This is a genomic window from Variovorax pasteuri (assembly GCF_051216435.1).
GTDB lineage: Bacteria > Pseudomonadota > Gammaproteobacteria > Burkholderiales > Burkholderiaceae_C > Variovorax.
Genome location: NZ_JBPJZS010000002.1, coordinates 1,230,541 through 1,246,175, shown reverse-complemented (window position 1 = coordinate 1,246,175; position 15,635 = coordinate 1,230,541). Strand labels below are relative to the sequence as shown.

The 15,635-nt window shown below is 68.7% G+C and carries 17 protein-coding genes; 9 read left to right on the top strand and 8 right to left on the bottom strand.

From position 1 onward, the window contains the following. Positions 1–29 precede the first annotated feature (29 nt). From ACSFBM_RS12935 to ACSFBM_RS12920, 4 genes are all read right to left on the bottom strand, one after another. Positions 30–1,481 (bottom strand): MFS transporter, encoded by a 1,452-nt coding sequence (locus ACSFBM_RS12935; RefSeq protein WP_435484687.1) that lies wholly within the window; start codon positions 1,479–1,481, stop codon positions 30–32. Between the two features lies 1 nt (position 1,482). After that, positions 1,483–3,951 carry a TonB-dependent receptor gene (locus ACSFBM_RS12930; protein WP_435484686.1) on the bottom strand — a complete coding sequence of 823 codons (2,469 nt, stop codon included), beginning with the start codon at positions 3,949–3,951 and terminating at the stop codon, positions 1,483–1,485. Between the two features lie 130 nt (positions 3,952–4,081). Then, positions 4,082–5,143, bottom strand: a complete 1,062-nt coding sequence (locus ACSFBM_RS12925; protein ID WP_435484685.1) for a FecR family protein — start codon at positions 5,141–5,143, stop codon at positions 4,082–4,084. Next, positions 5,140–5,697 (bottom strand): RNA polymerase sigma factor, encoded by a 558-nt coding sequence (locus ACSFBM_RS12920; RefSeq protein WP_435436152.1) that lies wholly within the window; start codon positions 5,695–5,697, stop codon positions 5,140–5,142. Before ACSFBM_RS12920 ends, ACSFBM_RS12925 begins: the two co-directional genes overlap by 4 nt. Before the next feature lie 246 nt (positions 5,698–5,943). Here ACSFBM_RS12920 and ACSFBM_RS12915 point away from each other — a divergent pair, with 246 nt between their 5' ends. Continuing rightward, complete coding sequence (locus ACSFBM_RS12915) at positions 5,944–6,252, top strand: STN domain-containing protein (RefSeq protein WP_435484684.1); 309 nt, start codon at positions 5,944–5,946, stop codon at positions 6,250–6,252. A gap of 344 nt (positions 6,253–6,596) precedes the next feature. Here the strand turns inward: ACSFBM_RS12915 and ACSFBM_RS12910 are convergent, their stop codons facing one another. From ACSFBM_RS12910 to flgA, 4 genes are all read right to left on the bottom strand, one after another. Next, on the bottom strand, positions 6,597–7,439 hold the full coding sequence (locus ACSFBM_RS12910) for a winged helix-turn-helix domain-containing protein (RefSeq protein WP_435484683.1): 843 nt from the start codon (positions 7,437–7,439) through the stop codon (positions 6,597–6,599). A 26-nt stretch (positions 7,440–7,465) separates the two neighbouring features. Then, a complete protein-coding gene (locus ACSFBM_RS12905; RefSeq protein ID WP_435436155.1) occupies positions 7,466–7,924 on the bottom strand; it encodes a flagella synthesis protein FlgN in 459 nt (152 codons plus the stop codon). Next, complete coding sequence (gene flgM, locus ACSFBM_RS12900) at positions 7,921–8,256, bottom strand: flagellar biosynthesis anti-sigma factor FlgM (RefSeq protein WP_435484682.1); 336 nt, start codon at positions 8,254–8,256, stop codon at positions 7,921–7,923. The genes ACSFBM_RS12905 and flgM overlap by 4 nt, the downstream gene beginning before the upstream one ends. A 101-nt stretch (positions 8,257–8,357) precedes the next feature. Then, positions 8,358–9,104 (bottom strand): flagellar basal body P-ring formation chaperone FlgA, encoded by a 747-nt coding sequence (gene flgA, locus ACSFBM_RS12895; protein ID WP_435484681.1) that lies wholly within the window; start codon positions 9,102–9,104, stop codon positions 8,358–8,360. A gap of 220 nt (positions 9,105–9,324) precedes the next feature. On the opposite strand from flgA, the gene flgB reads away from it, so the two are divergent. The 8 genes from flgB to ACSFBM_RS12855 all read left to right on the top strand — a co-directional run bounded on the left by flgB (position 9,325) and on the right by ACSFBM_RS12855 (position 15,625). Continuing rightward, entirely contained in the window at positions 9,325–9,732 is a 408-nt protein-coding gene (gene flgB, locus ACSFBM_RS12890; RefSeq protein ID WP_435436158.1) for a flagellar basal body rod protein FlgB, read from the top strand. A 15-nt stretch (positions 9,733–9,747) separates the two neighbouring features. Continuing rightward, entirely contained in the window at positions 9,748–10,164 is a 417-nt protein-coding gene (gene flgC / locus ACSFBM_RS12885) for a flagellar basal body rod protein FlgC (RefSeq protein ID WP_435436159.1), read from the top strand. A 32-nt stretch (positions 10,165–10,196) separates the two neighbouring features. Further along, positions 10,197–10,886: a flagellar hook assembly protein FlgD gene (locus tag ACSFBM_RS12880; RefSeq protein ID WP_435484680.1), complete on the top strand. Its 690-nt coding sequence runs from the start codon at positions 10,197–10,199 to the stop codon at positions 10,884–10,886. A 41-nt stretch (positions 10,887–10,927) separates the two neighbouring features. After that, positions 10,928–12,142, top strand: a complete 1,215-nt coding sequence (flgE, locus tag ACSFBM_RS12875; protein WP_435484679.1) for a flagellar hook protein FlgE — start codon at positions 10,928–10,930, stop codon at positions 12,140–12,142. 37 nt (positions 12,143–12,179) lie between these two features. Next, positions 12,180–12,926, top strand: coding sequence for a flagellar basal-body rod protein FlgF (flgF, locus tag ACSFBM_RS12870; protein ID WP_435436162.1), 747 nt, complete (start codon positions 12,180–12,182; stop codon positions 12,924–12,926). A 64-nt stretch (positions 12,927–12,990) separates the two neighbouring features. Next, complete coding sequence (flgG, locus tag ACSFBM_RS12865; protein ID WP_116910947.1) at positions 12,991–13,773, top strand: flagellar basal-body rod protein FlgG; 783 nt, start codon at positions 12,991–12,993, stop codon at positions 13,771–13,773. Then, positions 13,773–14,495: a flagellar basal body L-ring protein FlgH gene (locus ACSFBM_RS12860; protein WP_435484678.1), complete on the top strand. Its 723-nt coding sequence runs from the start codon at positions 13,773–13,775 to the stop codon at positions 14,493–14,495. Before flgG ends, ACSFBM_RS12860 begins: the two co-directional genes overlap by 1 nt. 2 nt (positions 14,496–14,497) lie before the next feature. Beyond that, entirely contained in the window at positions 14,498–15,625 is a 1,128-nt protein-coding gene (locus tag ACSFBM_RS12855; protein ID WP_435436164.1) for a flagellar basal body P-ring protein FlgI, read from the top strand. Positions 15,626–15,635: the final 10 nt, after the last annotated feature.

The window sequence follows — 15,635 nt, the reverse complement described above, 5'->3', positions numbered from 1 at the left end:
AAGGGGTATGAGCGAAACCGGGGAAAAGATCAGTTGGCTTGCGCCGCGCGCATCAGGCGCACGAACGCACCTTCGGTGGCGCGCAGCACCATGGCGCCGAGGCAGCCGCCGACCAGCGTGGTGGCCACGATGGAAATCGCCAGCCCGTTGGGCACCGACTTGAGGGCGTCCGACAACATGCCCACCACCAGCGGCCCCAGCACGCCGAAGGGCAGGCTGGTCATGGTGAGCAGCGCGATGGTGCGGGCGCGCAGGTGCGCAGGCGCCGCGTCCTGCAGCACGTTGGGCAGCAGCACCGCACCGCTGATGAGCGGCACCACCAGCAGGGCCAGCAGCATGAACGCGTCGGTCGACGAGCGCGTGAACAGCAGCAGCGTGGACAGCAGCGCGGCCGTGAGGTTGCCCAGCATGATGATGCGCAGCGCCGCGGCCGGCCCCATGCGCGGCTGCACGAAGCGCATGGCCGCCACGCCGAGCAGACCGCCCACCACCGTGCCGCATAGAAAGGCCAGGCCCATGCCTTGCCCCATCTGCGCCGGCGTGGCGCCGTACTCGCGCGCCGCGACGATCGGCAGCCAGGTGCCGATCGAGCTCAGCCCGATGCTCGCCAGACCCAGGCCCACGACCAGCCCGGCGAAGGTGCGCCAGTGCGTGCGCAGGTGCTCGCGAAAGCTCACGGCGCCGGCCGTGTCCGGCAGGCCGGACAGCGTGGCCAGAGGGGCGAAGCCCGAGGAAGACCTGTCGTCCTGCGCATTGACCGCGGCCTTGGCGGACGCTGCCGCCGGCTGCATTTCCGTTCGCCGCGTGCGCCGTATCGACAACACCAGCAGCGCCACCGGCACGCCCGCGGACGCCATCACGAAGAAGGTCAGCCGCCACGGCTCCAGGTGCTGCATCGACACGGGCAGCCAGTGCCGCAGGTCGTCCGTCAGGTGCACCACGGTGCCGCCCAGCAGGGCGCCCAGCGCGCTGCCGAAGATGGCCGACAGCGCGAACACCGCATTCGCCAGCACCCGTTGCGCGCGCGGGAACAGGTCGGGAATCATGCTGTTGGTGATGGGCGTGAGGCCGGCTTCGCCCACGCCCAGGCCGATGGAGGCGATGAACAGCACGCTGTAGTCCATCGCGGTGCCGCGCATGGCGGTGGCCGCGCTCCACAGCACCACGCAGGCCGCGAGCACCACGCGCCGGTCGTAGCGGTCGCTCAGCCAGCCCAGCGGCAGCGTGGCAATGCCCGTGAACAGCACGATGCCCGCGCCCTGCAGCAAGCCCAGCTGCGTGTCGGAGAGCGTCAGCGCGATGCGCATCGGCTCGGTCAGCAGCGTGAGGATGACCTTGTCGACCGAACCTAGCACCGTCGCGATGACCAGCACTGCCAGCGCGTACCAGGCGCTGGGCAGTGCTTTCTGTGTCGTCTCGTGTGCTGCGGGCCCCGTCGCGTCCGGCGGCAATGCGGCCGCCAGCGGAGTGAGGGCGGCCATCTCAGAACGGCACGGTGACGGTCATGCCGATGGTGCGCGACGGCGACAGCGCCGCCTGCACCAGGTTCGGGTTCGCTGTGTGGCCGGTGTCGACCGACAGGATGCCGCGCTTGTTGGCCAGGTTGCGCACATAGGCCGAGAGGCTGAAGCGCTGGAAGTCGATGCCCGCCTGCAGGTCGACCACCGTGAACGCCGGCATGTTGATGCTCGGAATGGTCGCGCTGCCGCGGTAGCCTGCGTCGCGCTTGCCGGTGTAGCGCGCGCTGATGCCGAAGTAGGCCGGCCGGTCGGCAATGCTGAAGTTGCGCGTCACGCCCAGCGTGGCCGCGAAGCGCGGCGTCTGCGGCAGGCGGGTGCCGGCCGTGGCGTCCAGGCCCTTCGCGTCCTCGGTCAGGCGCGCATCGATGAGCGCGGCGTTGCCGGTGAAGCGCCACTCCTTGCTGGGCTTCCAGTTGAGCGTGAGTTCGCCGCCCTTGATGCGCGCCGCACCGGCGTTGGTCACGAACACGAAGCCGCCGTTGCGCAGCGGCTGCTGCACGTCGCGCCACTCGATGTCGTACAGCGCGGCCTCCAGCGACAGCGTGCGGTCCAGCAGGTCGGCCTTGTAGCCGAGCTCGTAGCTCCACAGCGAGTCGGACTTGAACATCGGCTGCACGATGCTGCGGTCGGTGTTGGGCTTCAGCATGTTGGGCCCGCCCGGGCGGTAGCCGCTGGCCGCGCGGAAATACGCGGTGCTGGTTTCCGACAGCGTGTACTTGGCCGCGGCGAGGTAGGTGGTCGGGCTTTCCGACGAGGTGCCACTGGCGGTGGTGCCGGCCGCGCCGACCAGCATCCCGCTCTGGCGGCTGCCGTAGCTCTGGTTGTTGCGCGCCAGCCGCACGCCGCCGGTGAGCGACAGCGCGGGCGTCACGTTCCACGTCACGTCGCCGTAGGCGGCCGTTTCGCGGTAGCGCGAGAACTGCGAGGAGGTCAACAGGTTCAGGCTGCCCAGCCCGCCGGCCAGGCCCGCTTCGATGCCGCCATCGGTGCTGCCGCGTTCACGGTTCAGGTACAGGCCTGCCAGCCACTCGACGGCGGTGCCCGAGCGCGAGGTCAGTCGAAACTCCTGGCTGATGCGGTGCTGCTCCACGTTGCTGTCCACCGGCACCGCGACGACCGGCAGGCGCAGCGCGCTCGCCAGAGGTGCGTAGAGGGCGGTGAGGTCGGCCGTGCTGGAAATCTTCACGTCCTGCGCGGAGGTGATGGCGTTCAGGCGCGCCCAGCCGAAGTCGTACTCCACGTCCAGGCCGAACAGCTGAGTCTTGTTGCTGTACGGCTCGCGCAGCGACAGCTCGCGCGTGCGGTCCAGGCCCCAGGGGCGGCCGGTTCGCGCGTCGATGTCCTCGAAGCCCAGGCCCTTGCGCTTGACGTCCTGCACGGTGCCCGTGAGGCGCACCGTGAGTTCGCGCGTGGGCGTCAGCAGCAGCGACACCCGGCCGCCGTCGGTGTGGCCGCGGTCGATGTTCGTGCCCCGTGCCGGACCCGAGGCGTCGTAGCTGCCGCCGAGCTGGTCGGTGAAGGCGGCGATGCGCACGGCCGCCACGTCTTCCTTGATGGGCACGTTGAGCACCGCGCCGGTCGTGAAGCCCGGGCCGCCACCCTGCGTCCACGAGGTACCGAACTTCACCGAGCCCGCGAACTCCATGGTGTCGGGCTGGTTGGTCACGTACTTGAGCACGCCGCTCATGGCGCCCGCGCCGTACAGCGTGCCCTGCGGGCCGCGCAGCACCTCGATGTGGTTCAGGTCGAGCATGCCCATGTCCAGCGGCGTGAAGCCGCCGAGCGAGCCGGACGAGCTCAGCCCCGTGGCCACGTCGTCCACGTACACGCCCACGGTGGCAATGCCCTGTACCGGGCCGGTGGTCAGCCCGCGCATGGTCAGGATGCCGCCCACGCTGCCGCTGCTCGTGAGGTTCACGCCCGGCTGCTCGGCGACGTAGTCGGCCAGGTTCCTGGCACCGGCGCGCTCCAGCGCCTCGGCCTTCATCACGTTGACCTGCATCGGAATTTCGCGCACCGGCTCGCGGCGGCGCGTGGCCGTCACGGTCACGCTGTCGAGCGACTGGGGCTCGTCGACCGCCGGTCTCGGGGCCACCGCGGGTGCGGCGGTGTACACCACGATCGCACCGTCGTCGCCGCGGCGCGTGAGCAGCGGCGTGCCTTCGAGGATGCGCGCGAGCGCCTCCTGCGGCGACAGCGCGCCCTTCACGCCGCGCGTGGCCAGGCCCTTCACGTCGTCCACCTTGTAGATCAGCTGCACGCCGCCCTGGGCGACGTAGGTGTCCAGCGCGCTCTTCAGGTCGCCACCGGCGATGTCGAAGCTCTGCTGCGCCTGCACCTGGCCTTGACCCTGCGCCTGGGCCTGGGCCTGCGCGGACAGCCCGCCGATCAGCGCGCAACTGCCCGCGATGACCCAGGGGCGAAGGGCCACGCGTTTGCTTTTCTTCACGGACGGCACGGAAGGCAGGGTAGCGCTTTGCTCGATTCGATTCATGATCTACAGCGTGGTATTTGTTGGGGTACCCACTGAGACGAATGCCTCGTCACATTCCGGTAATAAGCTAGTTCGAAATTCTTGTTTCGTTGCCGCTGTCCTGCACCACCAGGCCGAAGCCCTGCTTGAGCAACGCCACGAAGCCGCCCATGTTGCTGGCGTCGAAACTGCCGCCGATCCGGATCTGCGCAACCGCCGCATCGGTGATGACGAGCTTGCGCGTGTTGTAGCGGTTGAACTGGGTGGCCGCGTCGCCCAGCGTGGTCTGGTCGAACACGAGCTTGCCCTGGCGCCAGCTGAGCTCGTCGTCGATCTGCTTGGGTGCCTTGGGCATCACCAGCACGTTGCCTGCGCTGGCCACTGCCGCCTGGTTGCGCACGAGCACGGTGGGCGCGACGCCGCTGGCGGCCTGGGCCGACGCGATCTGCACGCGGCCTTCCTCCACCACCACGTTGACCTGGTCGCCCTGGCGGCGGACCACGAAGCGCGTGCCCAGCACGGTGATGCGGCGCTCGCCCGCGATCACCACGAAGGGGCGCTTCTTGTCGTGCGCGATGTCGAAGTAGGCCTCGCCGTCTTCCAGCCACACCTTGCGCCCGCTGTCGTTCACCAGCGTGCGCAACTGCGTGGCGGTGTTCAGCGTGAGCACCGAGCCGTCGGCCAGCGCCACCTGCTGGCGCGCGCCCACCGCGGTGGCGTAGTGCTCGCTCTGCCAGTCTTGCGTGTACCGCCAGCCCAGCCAGCTGCAGGCGCAGGCCGTGAGCAGCAGGCCGGCCGCGATGCGTTGCGTGGAAAAGCGCGGCAGCCAGCGAGCGCCGGCTTGCCGCGGCGAGGGGCCGGACGCGGGAGCGCGCACCGGCAGCGGAATGGGGACCGTCGCGGGGGAGGGCGCAGGCGCGGGCGCAGGCGCCGAGGTCGGGGCCGGGGCCGGGGCCGGTGGCGCGCGCAGGGCGCTCAAGCGGTCGGCACGCTGCCAGGCGCTTGACAGCCGCAGCCACGCGATGCGGTGCGCGACCGACTCGGCGATCCAGGCGTCCAGCTGCTGCTGGTCGGTGTCGCCCCAGCTGCCGCTGTCGCGGCGGGCCAGCCAGTCGGCGGCGGCGGATTCGATGCGTTCGGCGTCGGTCATGGCGAGAGCCTCTTGTCGTTCTGTGCCCGGCCGAAGGCCTTGGTGTCTAGCTGCACGCCGCTGGCGAGCATGGCGTCGGCCAATGCCCGCACGCCGCGCGACACCTGGCGCTCGACCGTGTCTTCGGTGATGCCCAGTTGCGTGGCCACCTCGCGTTGCGAGAGGCCGTCGATCTTGCGCATTTCCACCACGCGGCGGCACTTCGAGGGCAGGGCGTCGAGCGCCGTCTGCAGCAGCCGCAACTCGCCGCGGCCCGCGGCATGGCGCTCGGGCGTGAGTTCGTCGGCCGAGAAGTCGAGCGCGTCCAGGTCGGCAATGATTTCGATGGACACGATCTGTGCCCGCCGCGCGCGGTCGATCAGCAGGTTGCGGGCGGTGGCGAAGACAAAGGGCTTGACCAGGTCGGGGAGGGCTTTGGCAGCCGATTCATAGATACGCACGTAAACGTCCTGGCGCAGGTCGGGTATTTCGGCGTCGTCCCGCCAGTTGCGGCGAAGGAACCGCGTGAGCGCGGCCTCCATCGGCAGCACTTCGCTGACGAACCAGGTGTCCAAGTCACTGAGAACCAAAAGAGCGCTCCTGGGAATGGCCGGATGGGATGACGACGGGCCGCCGGGATTGGCGACAGACAGTGAGACGAACGCCGACAGGATTTCCGGTAACGCACGACGGAAATACCGGAAACCGTGGGCTGGCTCGTCTCACAAGGGTCACAAGAAAAATCACATCGCGGGAAGCACATCCAAATGAATCGAATCGGGAGGCAGAGCGTCACCCCCCCTGTCGGAGTCCGGCGGCACATGGCCTTGGCCCTTGCGTTGAGCGGCGTCCTGCTGGCCTTGCCGTCGCCGGCTTCGGTGCCGGCCCGCGAGTTTGACGTGGGCAGCGGCGCGCTCAAGCCCGCGCTCGACACTTTCATCGCCCAGTCGGGCGTGCAGCTCATCTACAAGGTGGAGGATGTCAAGGACCTGTCCACGCGCGGCGTCAAGGGAAAGATCGCGCCCGAGGCGGCGCTGGACCGCCTGCTGGAGGGTACCCGCCTGCGCATCCGCCGCGGCCAGGACGGCGCCATGGTGCTCATTGCGCCGGCGGACCGCAAGCAGCCCTGAAATTCCGCTCCCCCCGGCCGCCGCGCTTCAGCCCGGCTTAAGGTGGGCGGGCGATACTGGTCGGGACGGTCAGCTGGCGCTGGTAGAGGTCGCTCAGGCACCCGCCCCACAGGGGTGGTTCCTCGAAGCCGGTGATCGTCCCATCTTCGAGGTCGGTGCGGGGGTGGCAGCGAGGGTTTTCCACGCTGCCCGTTTCGCAGGCACCGTGTTGCAGGCCAAGCCAGGCAACGATTCCGCGCGAACTTCGCACGGTTGTCCCCAGTGTTGTCCCCAATCGGCGGGGACAACCTCCGCCCCACCCGATTCAGGCCTGTTCCGGCCGGCCCAGGCCGGTTCGACCCGGTTCAGGCCCAGGCCAGCGCCGGCGCTTCCGTGCGCCAGTTCGGCTCGGTCGGCGTGGCGGGAAACGCCGAACCGTGCCCCGTGGTGTCGGCAGGCGCCGGCGTCACCGGGAGGTGGCGCAGCTCGTAGCCCCGCCCGTACACCGAATGCAGCACGAACTCGCTCTGCTTGTGCAGCGCCAGCTTGCGCCGGATGTTCGCCACGCAGCAGTCGAGCACGCGGCTCTTGCGTTCGATGCGCGAGTCCATCCACAGCGAGGCCAGCAGCCAGTCGCGCTCCAGCAGCCTGCCGGCATTGCGGAACAGCAGCAGCGCCAGCTCGAACTCGCGGGGCTTCAGGCGGATGTCCTCGCCCTTGTGCATCACCAGCTTGCGGCTGCCCAGGAACTGGTAGTCGCCGAAGCTCGCACTCACCGTCTGCGGATGCAGCAGCGTCTGGTTGCGGCGCAGCGCCTCGCGCGCACGCAGTTCCACCTCGAAATCGTCCACCGGCAGCACCGCGAAGTCGATGGAGGCGCCGTTCGGCTCGCTGTCGACCGACGACAGCACCGCCGCCAGCAGCTCGCGCTGCAGCGCATTGGCCACCAGGAAGATCGGCAGGCGCAGCGCCTTGCACATCGAGGTCAGCACCGGCCATGCCCCTTCGTCCTTCAGCACCACCAGGAGCAGGCCGAACTGGCTGCCGTGGGTCACGGCCAGCAGGAACTCGGAGCTGCTGTCGAAGCGCACCGGGGTGCAGCCCATCAGGCGCAGCCTGTGGCCCCACGACTGGGTCTGGGCTTCGTCGCAGCCCACCATGGCCACCTGGCGCGAGCCCTGGGCATTCTTCGTGTCGATAGCTTCCATCGGATCTCAGGGGTTGGGGCCGGTGTTCAGCCCGCTGCGAGGCGTGTGCCGGCGCCCGGCTGGGTCTTGCGAACGCCGTCCGGGCCGTAGAAGAGTTGTGCGCTGGCCTGCAGGAAATGCAGGGCCTGCTGCGTGAAGTCGAGGTGCGCATACACCATGGAGCCGTTGCGCATGTTGTGGCTGCGGGCCTGCACGGCCAGCACCAGCAGCTCGGCCCAGGCCTGCTGCACGGGCTTGCCGTCGGCCGCCGCGGCGGCGTCCGCGCCGGCCCGGCCGGGCGCAAAGCCCAGCGCCACCTGCAGCGCCTCGCGTTCGATGTCCAGCGCCGCCATGCGGTCCAGCAGGCGGGTTTTCTCCGCGGCAATGCCCGCCAGGTCGCCGAACACGTGGTCAGACATCGCCTTGGCCTCGCGGTCCAGCAGCGCCAGGAATTCCTGGATGCTGGCGGCTTCGGTGCGCAGGTGCGTCAGCAAGGAGGCGGTCATTCGCGGCCTTTCGGATCGGGTTTGGCCTCGACCGGGGCGTCGAGCAGGTCGCGCACGCTGGCCAGCAGGCCGTCGGCGATGCGCTCGGGGCGGATCTGGTAGCGCCCGGCCCGGATGTCCTCGCGGATCGCGGCCACCCGGGCGGCATCGAAATCGTTCCCACCCACGGCGCTGGGCATGGTGTGGACGTGCGCGGAGGGCTGTGCCGCTTCCTTGGGGCGCGCGGCAGCAGCAGCAGCTGCCGTGGTGGCGGCGGCGCTCGTCGCGGCCGCGCCCGTGGCGGGCGGTCGGGGAAGGGGCGTGGCCGAAGGGGCGGGTTGATCGATTTTCAAGGTGATTCCTCAGGGGCTGACCCATATATCGGCAGCACGGGCAAGAACTTTAGAAGCGGCTTGCAACAAAGCGTACGGCAAGTCTTCACGGGCCGCTCGGTTCACTGGGCCAGCTGGATCTGCCCCTGCATGTCCGCCACGCCGCTGACCAGCCGCCCGTCGAGCGTCTTGGCCTGCACCACGGCGCCCACTGCGGCGCCGCTCATGGCCTTGGCGTCGGTGCTGACCACGAAACCCTGGCCCTGCGCCACCACCTTCACGGACTGGCCCTGCTGGATCACGGTGACGCCGCGCACCAGCTCCTTGCGCAGCGGCGCACCCGGTGCAATGCGGTTGGACGCCACCACGCCGTTCAGTTCGCCGGCACTGGTGATCACCGAGCGCGGCAGCCGCGACAGGTCGCCCGTGCGTTCGGCGAAGTCGCCCGCGCCCAGCGGCCGGCCCGCGTCGATGGCGCGCGCGGCCACGAAATAGCTGCCTTCCACCGACACATGGGCCTGCACGAAGCGCGTCCAGGGCCGTTCGGTCTGGCAGCGCACGCCCACCGACACGCGGCCCCAGGGCGTCGCGCCCGGCGGCAAGAACACTTCGGGCGCATCGCAGGCGGGCAGGGCGGCGGTGCCGTGGCCTTCCAGGCGCACCGTCACCTTGCCCGGCAGGCCGGCGGTCTGCACCTGCAGGTACTTTGCAATGGCGGCTTCCGCGGCCGGGTTCGGCACATCCTGAGCGGGCTGCTGAACGGGCTGCTGCGCGGGCTGCGCCGCCAGTGCGGACACCGGGCAGCAGGCCGCCGGCAGCATGGCCAGCACGGTGTGCAGCAGGCGGGTGCGCAGCTTGAAGAGGGTCATCGGAGGCGTCTGGATAGGGGCGTGGAATGCGGTGCGTCCTGTACAGGGGGCACAAGCCACCGCCCCGAAATTCTAGAAATTCCCCGGGTGATCGAAGGTGCGAGCAGCAGGCGAAAACCCCCTTTGTTCGAACGATTGCAAACGCGGGTCATGCATAGACTCGCTTTCCATCTGTCGCCGCGCCTTGCGCATTCGCGACGCTTCAACGGATGGAACACACATGATCGACAAGCTGGATGCGGCGTTTCGCTTCAACCGCGAAGCCCTCAACCTCCGGGCGGAACGCCAGGAGGTGATTGCGGCCAATATCGCCCATGCCGACACGCCCAACTACAAGGCGCGCGACTTCGACTTCAGCGCCCGCCTGAGCGAGGCCGTGGAACGCGGACGCTCGTCGCAGTCGATGTCGATGGCCACCACGTCCGCGCGCCACATCGAGGGCCAGGCGCAGACGGCCTCCGACAAGGACCTGCTCTACCGCACCCCCAACCAGTCGAGCATCGACGGCAACACGGTCGAGATGGACGTGGAGCGCATCGCCTTTGCCGACAACGCGCTGCGCTACGAGTCGAACCTCACGGTGCTCAACGCCAAGATCAAGTCGATGCTTTCGGCGGTCGCACCCTAAGCCCAGGAGGCACGCATGCCGTTTCCCAGCACATCCATGAACATCTTCAACGTGGCGGGTTCCGCCATGACCGCGCAATCGCAGCGCATGAACGTGACCGCCAGCAACATGGCCAACGCCGAGAGCGTGGCCGGCCCCGACGGCATGCCGTACCGTGCCAAGCAGGTGGTGTTCGAGGTCGCTCCCTCGGGCATGCAGGACATCGGCGGCGTGCGGGTGTCCGGCGTCATCGAGGACTCCTCGCCGCCCCGGATGGTGTTCGACCCCAAGAGCCCGAACGCCAACGCCCAGGGCTACGTGGCCATGCCCAACGTCAATGTGGTCGAGGAGATGACCAACATGATCTCGGCCTCGCGCAGCTACCAGGCCAACGTCGAAGTGCTCAACACCGCCAAGACGCTGATGGTCAAGACGCTGACGCTCGGCCAGTAATCCCTCTCTTCCACAGACCCCCCCTCAACACCATGGCCATCTCCGACACCTCGTCCATCACCGGGCAGAACGCCACCAGCGCCGCAGCCTCCAGCAACAGCAGCGTCTCCAACGAAGACAGCGAGCAGCGCTTCCTCAAGCTGCTGGTCACGCAGCTCAACAACCAGGACCCGCTCAACCCGATGCAGAACGCCGAGCTCACCTCGCAGCTGGCGCAGATGAGCACCGTGAGCGGCATCGAGAAGCTCAACACCACGCTGTCGGGACTGGTGAACCAGACCGGCTCCAACCAGGTGCTGCAGGCCGCCTCGCTCATTGGTTACAACGTGCTGTCGCCCGGCGACGTGCTCACCACCAAGAAGCCCGAGGACGGCAAGGACCCGGCCACGCAGGCCTTCGCCGTGGAGCTGCCGGGCACGGCCGCCAACGTCGACATCAAGATCCTCGACGCCTCCGGCAACGTGGTGCGCACCATCAACGCCGGCGCCATGAAGGAAGGCGTCAACGCCGTCACCTGGGACGGCAAGGACGACGCGGGCAATGCGGTGGCCGAGGGCGCCTACCGCTTCACCGTGGACGCCACCAACGGCAGCACTGCCGTGCAGGCCACCGCGCTCACCTTCACACAGGTGGCTGCGGTGAAGCAGGGCACCGACGGCGTCACGCTCGAATTGTCTTCGGGCAACAACATCGGCCTGGCCGACGTGCGCCTGTTCCTCTGAGTCATCCAACGCATCCAACGCAAACGAATTAAGGAACCATCATGGCTTTTTCCCAGGGCATCAGCGGACTCGGCGTGGCCGCCGCCAACCTCGACGTCATCGGCAACAACATTGCCAACTCGGGCACCGTCGGCTTCAAGTCGGCCGCCGCCACCTTCCAGGACGTGTACGCCGGCTCGCGGGTGGGCCTGGGCGCCTCGGTGTCGGGCGTGTCGCAGAACTTCACGCAGGGCACCACGCAGTCGAGCAGCCGCCCGCTGGACGTGGCTATCCTGAACGGTGAAGGCTTCTTCCGCATGGCCAGCGCCAGCGGCGAAATCATGTACTCGCGCAACGGCCAGTTCACCAAGGACAAGGACGGCTACATCACCAACGCCCAGGGCCTGCGGCTCACGGGCTACGGTGTGAACGCCAGCGGCGGCATCAGCGGCGGCACGCCCACCGCCCTGCAGATCCCGACCGCGGCCATGACGCCCAACCCGACCAGCAACATCAAGGCCGAGTTCAACATCGACGCGCGCGTGACCGCCCCCACGAAGACGCCGTTCAACGCGGCCGACTCCGACACCTTCAACTACTCGAACGCCGTCGGCCCGATCTACGACTCGCTGGGCAACCCGCACGACGTTGCCGTGTACTTCGTGAAGACCGCGGCCAACACCTGGGACGTGTACGGCTCCTCCGACGGCGCGGCCATCGGCACCGGCCCCATCCTCACGGGCGTGACCTTCGACACCAAGGGCGTCATGACGGCGCCCGCCGGCGGCTCGGTGAACATCGGCCCGCTCAACTTCGCCAACGGCTCCGCGCCGCTCACGGCCAAGATCGACCTCTCGGGCACCACCCAGTTCGGCGCGGCCAACGCCATGAGCAAGCTCAGCCAGGACGGCTACCGTTCGGGCGAGCTCACCTCGTTCTCGATCAACGCAGACGGCACGCTGACCGGCAAGTTCTCCAACGAGCAGACCAAGCTGCTCGGCCAGATCGTGCTGTCGTCGTTCTCCAACCCCAACGGCCTGGAGCCCAAGGGCGACAACGTGTGGGCCGAAACGGCCGCCTCGGGCGCCGCGCTCACCGGCACGCCGGGCGAGGGCACCAAGCTCGGCGCGCTGCAGTCCGGCGCGCTGGAGTCGTCCAACGTCGACCTCACGTCCGAACTGGTCAACCTGATCGTCGCGCAGCGCAACTACCAGGCCAATGCGCAGACCGTGAAGACGCAGGACCAGGTGATGCAGACGCTGATGAACATCCGCTGACGCACCGCCCCCCAACGACTCACACCAGGAACACCCAGTGGATCGCATGTTGTATGTCGCCATGAGCGGCGCCAAGCAGATCATGGAACAGCAGGCCTCGGTCGCCAACAACATGGCGAACGTCTCGACGCCTGGCTTCCGTGCGCAGATTGCCAACTTCCGCGCGGTGCCCGTGGTCGGCGGGGAAGCGCCCACGCGCGCCTTCGTCGCCGCCACCACGCCGGGCGCGGACTTTTCCCACGGCCCGCTCACCGAGACCGGCCGCCCGCTCGACGTGGCCGTGAGCGGCCCCGGCTGGCTGGTGGTGCAGACACCCGATGGCGGGGAGGCCTACACCCGTGTGGGCAACCTGCAGATCGGTGCCGACGGCCAGCTGACCACCATGGGCGGACGCCCGGTGATGGGCGACAACGGCGCGATGACCGTGCCGCCCGGCTCCGCGCTGACCATCGCCTCCAACGGGCTGGTCGCGGCGCGCGACCCCGCCTCGGGCACCTCCACCGGCATTGCCGAAGTGGGCCGCCTGAAGCTGGTGAACCCGGACAACGCCGACCTCGAGCGCGGCGACGACGGTCTGTTTCGCATGCGCGCGGGCCAGCAGCCGGCGCAGGCCGACGAGGCCGTCACGCTGGTCAGCGGCGCCATCGAGGGCAGCAACGTCAATCCGGTCGAGGCCATGGTGGCCATGATCGCCAACGCGCGCAGCTTCGAGATGCAGATGAAGTCGCTGCAGAGCGCCGACATCAACGCGCAGTCGGCCAACAAGCTGCTGTCGTACGGCTGATTCGCAGCCCACGCGCCCGCTTCAGTCGCCACCCGCCTCGCCACACACGCAGGACTCCCAAGAAATGATTCGCTCCCTTTACATCGCCAAGACCGGCCTCGACGCGCAGCAGACGCAGCTCGACGTGGTCTCCAACAACCTGGCCAACGTCGGCACCACCGGCTTCAAGCGCAGCCGCGCCGTGTTCGAGGACCTGGTCTACCAGAACCTGCGCCAGAGCGGCGGCCAGTCGTCCGACCAGACCCGCCTGCCTTCGGGCCTGCAGGTCGGCACCGGCGTGCACGTGGTCGCCACCGAGCGCATCCACTCGCAAGGCAACCTCACCAAGACCGACAAGCCCACCGACGTGGCCATCAACGGCGGCGGCTTCTTCCAGGTGCTGATGCCCGACGGCACCACCTCGTACACGCGCGACGGCTCGTTCCAGAAAGACCGCGACGGCCAGCTCGTGACCGCCAGCGGCTTCCCGGTGCAGCCCGCGATCACCATTCCGGCCAACGCCACCAGCATCACCGTGGGCCGCGACGGCATCGTCTCGGTCGTGCAGGCGGGCAGCACCAACACCGTGCAGGTCGGCCAGCTCCAGCTCGCGACCTTCATGAACCCCACCGGCCTGGAAAGCAAGGGCGAGAACCTGTACGCCGAAACCGATGCCTCGGGCGCACCCAACCAGGTGAATCCCGGCGTCGACGGCGCGGGCACGCTGAGCCAGGGCTATGTGGAAGCGTCGAACGTCAACGTGGTGGAAGAGCTGGTCAACATGATCGCCACCCAGCGTTCGTACGAAATCAACAGCAAGGCCGTGCAGACCTCCGACCAGATGCTGCAGCGCCTGGCGCAGATGTGATGCGGGGCGTGCGTCTTCTTCATCGGGCCGTGCGAGGCGGCAGCGCGATGTCTCGCGCGCTGGTGCTGGTGTGCGTCACCGCGCTGGGCGCGGGCTGCGCGCAACTGCCGCGCGAGCCGCTGGTGCACCAGCCGATGACGGCGCGCGCCGAAAGCTACGCGGCCCTGCAGCCGCGACGCGCTCCGGGCGCGATCTTCCAGGACGGCCCCGGCGCCAACGCGCTGTTCGAGGACCGCCGTCCGCGCAACGTCGGCGACATCCTGACCATTCTCATCAGCGAGAAGGTCAACGCCACCAAGAACTCCGGCGCGAACGCCAGCCGTGCGGGCAGCACCGCCAGCGTGTTCGCCGTCATTCCGAAGCTCATCGGCGGCCTGCTCGACGGACAGGACTCCAAGCTCAGCGGCACCAACACGCTCACCGCCAAGGGCGGCGCCAACGCCAACAACACCTTCAACGGCGTGATCACGGTCACGGTGACGGACGTGATGGGCAACGGCAACCTGCTCGTGAGCGGCGAGAAGCAGATGGGCATCAACCAGGGCACCGAGTACATCCGCTTCTCGGGCGTGGTGAACCCGCGCACCGTGTCGGGCAACAACACCGTGCCCTCCACGCTGGTGGCCGATGCACGCATCGAGTACTCGGCCAAGGGCTACATCGACGAGGCGCAGACGATGGGATGGATGCAGCGCATCTTCCTCAACGTGATGCCATTCTGAACATGAAAAACATCCTGGCTTCGCGCACCTCGGCGCTCCTGCGCACCGCGGCTTTCGCGGTCCTCGGCACCTTGTGCCTCGCACCCGTTCATGCCGAGCGGCTCAAGGAGCTCGCCAGCATCCAGGGCGTGCGCGACAACCCGTTGATCGGCTACGGCCTGATGGTGGGCCTGGACGGCACCGGCGACCAGACCATGCAGACGCCGTTCACCACGCAGAGCCTGAACAACATGCTGCAGCAGCTGGGCATCACGATCCCGCAGGGCGTGAACATGCAGCTGAAGAACGTGGCGGCGGTGATGGTCACGGCCACGCTGCCTTCGTTCGCGCGGCCGGGGCAGAACATCGACGTCACCGTGTCGTCCATGGGCAATGCCAAGAGCCTGCGCGGCGGCACGCTGCTGATGACGCCGCTGAAGGGCGTGGACGGCGCGACCTACGCGGTGGCACAGGGCAACATGGTGATCGGCGGCGCCGGCGCCGCGGCCAACGGCAGCAAGGTGCAGATCAACCAGCTGAGCTCGGGCCGCATTCCGGCCGGCGCGCTGGTGGAGCGCACGGTGGAAGCGCCCGTGGGCGCGGAAGGCACCTTCGCCATCGAGCTCAACCGCTCCGACTTCGGCACCACGCAGCGCGCGGTGGACGCCATCAACCGGCAGTTCGGCCCCGGCACGGCCGAGGCCATCGACGCGCGGGCGATCCGCGTGCGGGCGCCCGAGCCGCAGCAGCGCGTGGGCTTCCTCGCGCGGCTGGAAGACCTCGAGGTCACGCCCACGCAGGCCGCGGCCCGCGTGGTGGTCAACGCGCGCACCGGCTCGGTGGTCATGAACCAGGCGGTTCGCGTGCGCGACTGCGCCATTGCGCACGGCAGCCTGTCGGTGGTGATCAACACCGAGCCGGTCATCAGCCAGCCGGGCGCGCTCTCGGGCGGCAGCACGGTGGTGGCGCAGACCTCGCAGATTTCAGTGAACCAGGGCGGCGGTGCGATCCAGATGGTGCGCGGCGGCGCCTCGCTGGCGGACGTGGTGAAGGGGCTGAACGCCCTGGGCGCGAATCCGCAGGACCTGGTGTCGATCCTGCAGGCCATGAAGTCGGCCGGCGCCCTGAGCGCCGAGCTCGAGATCATCTGAGGACGACGCA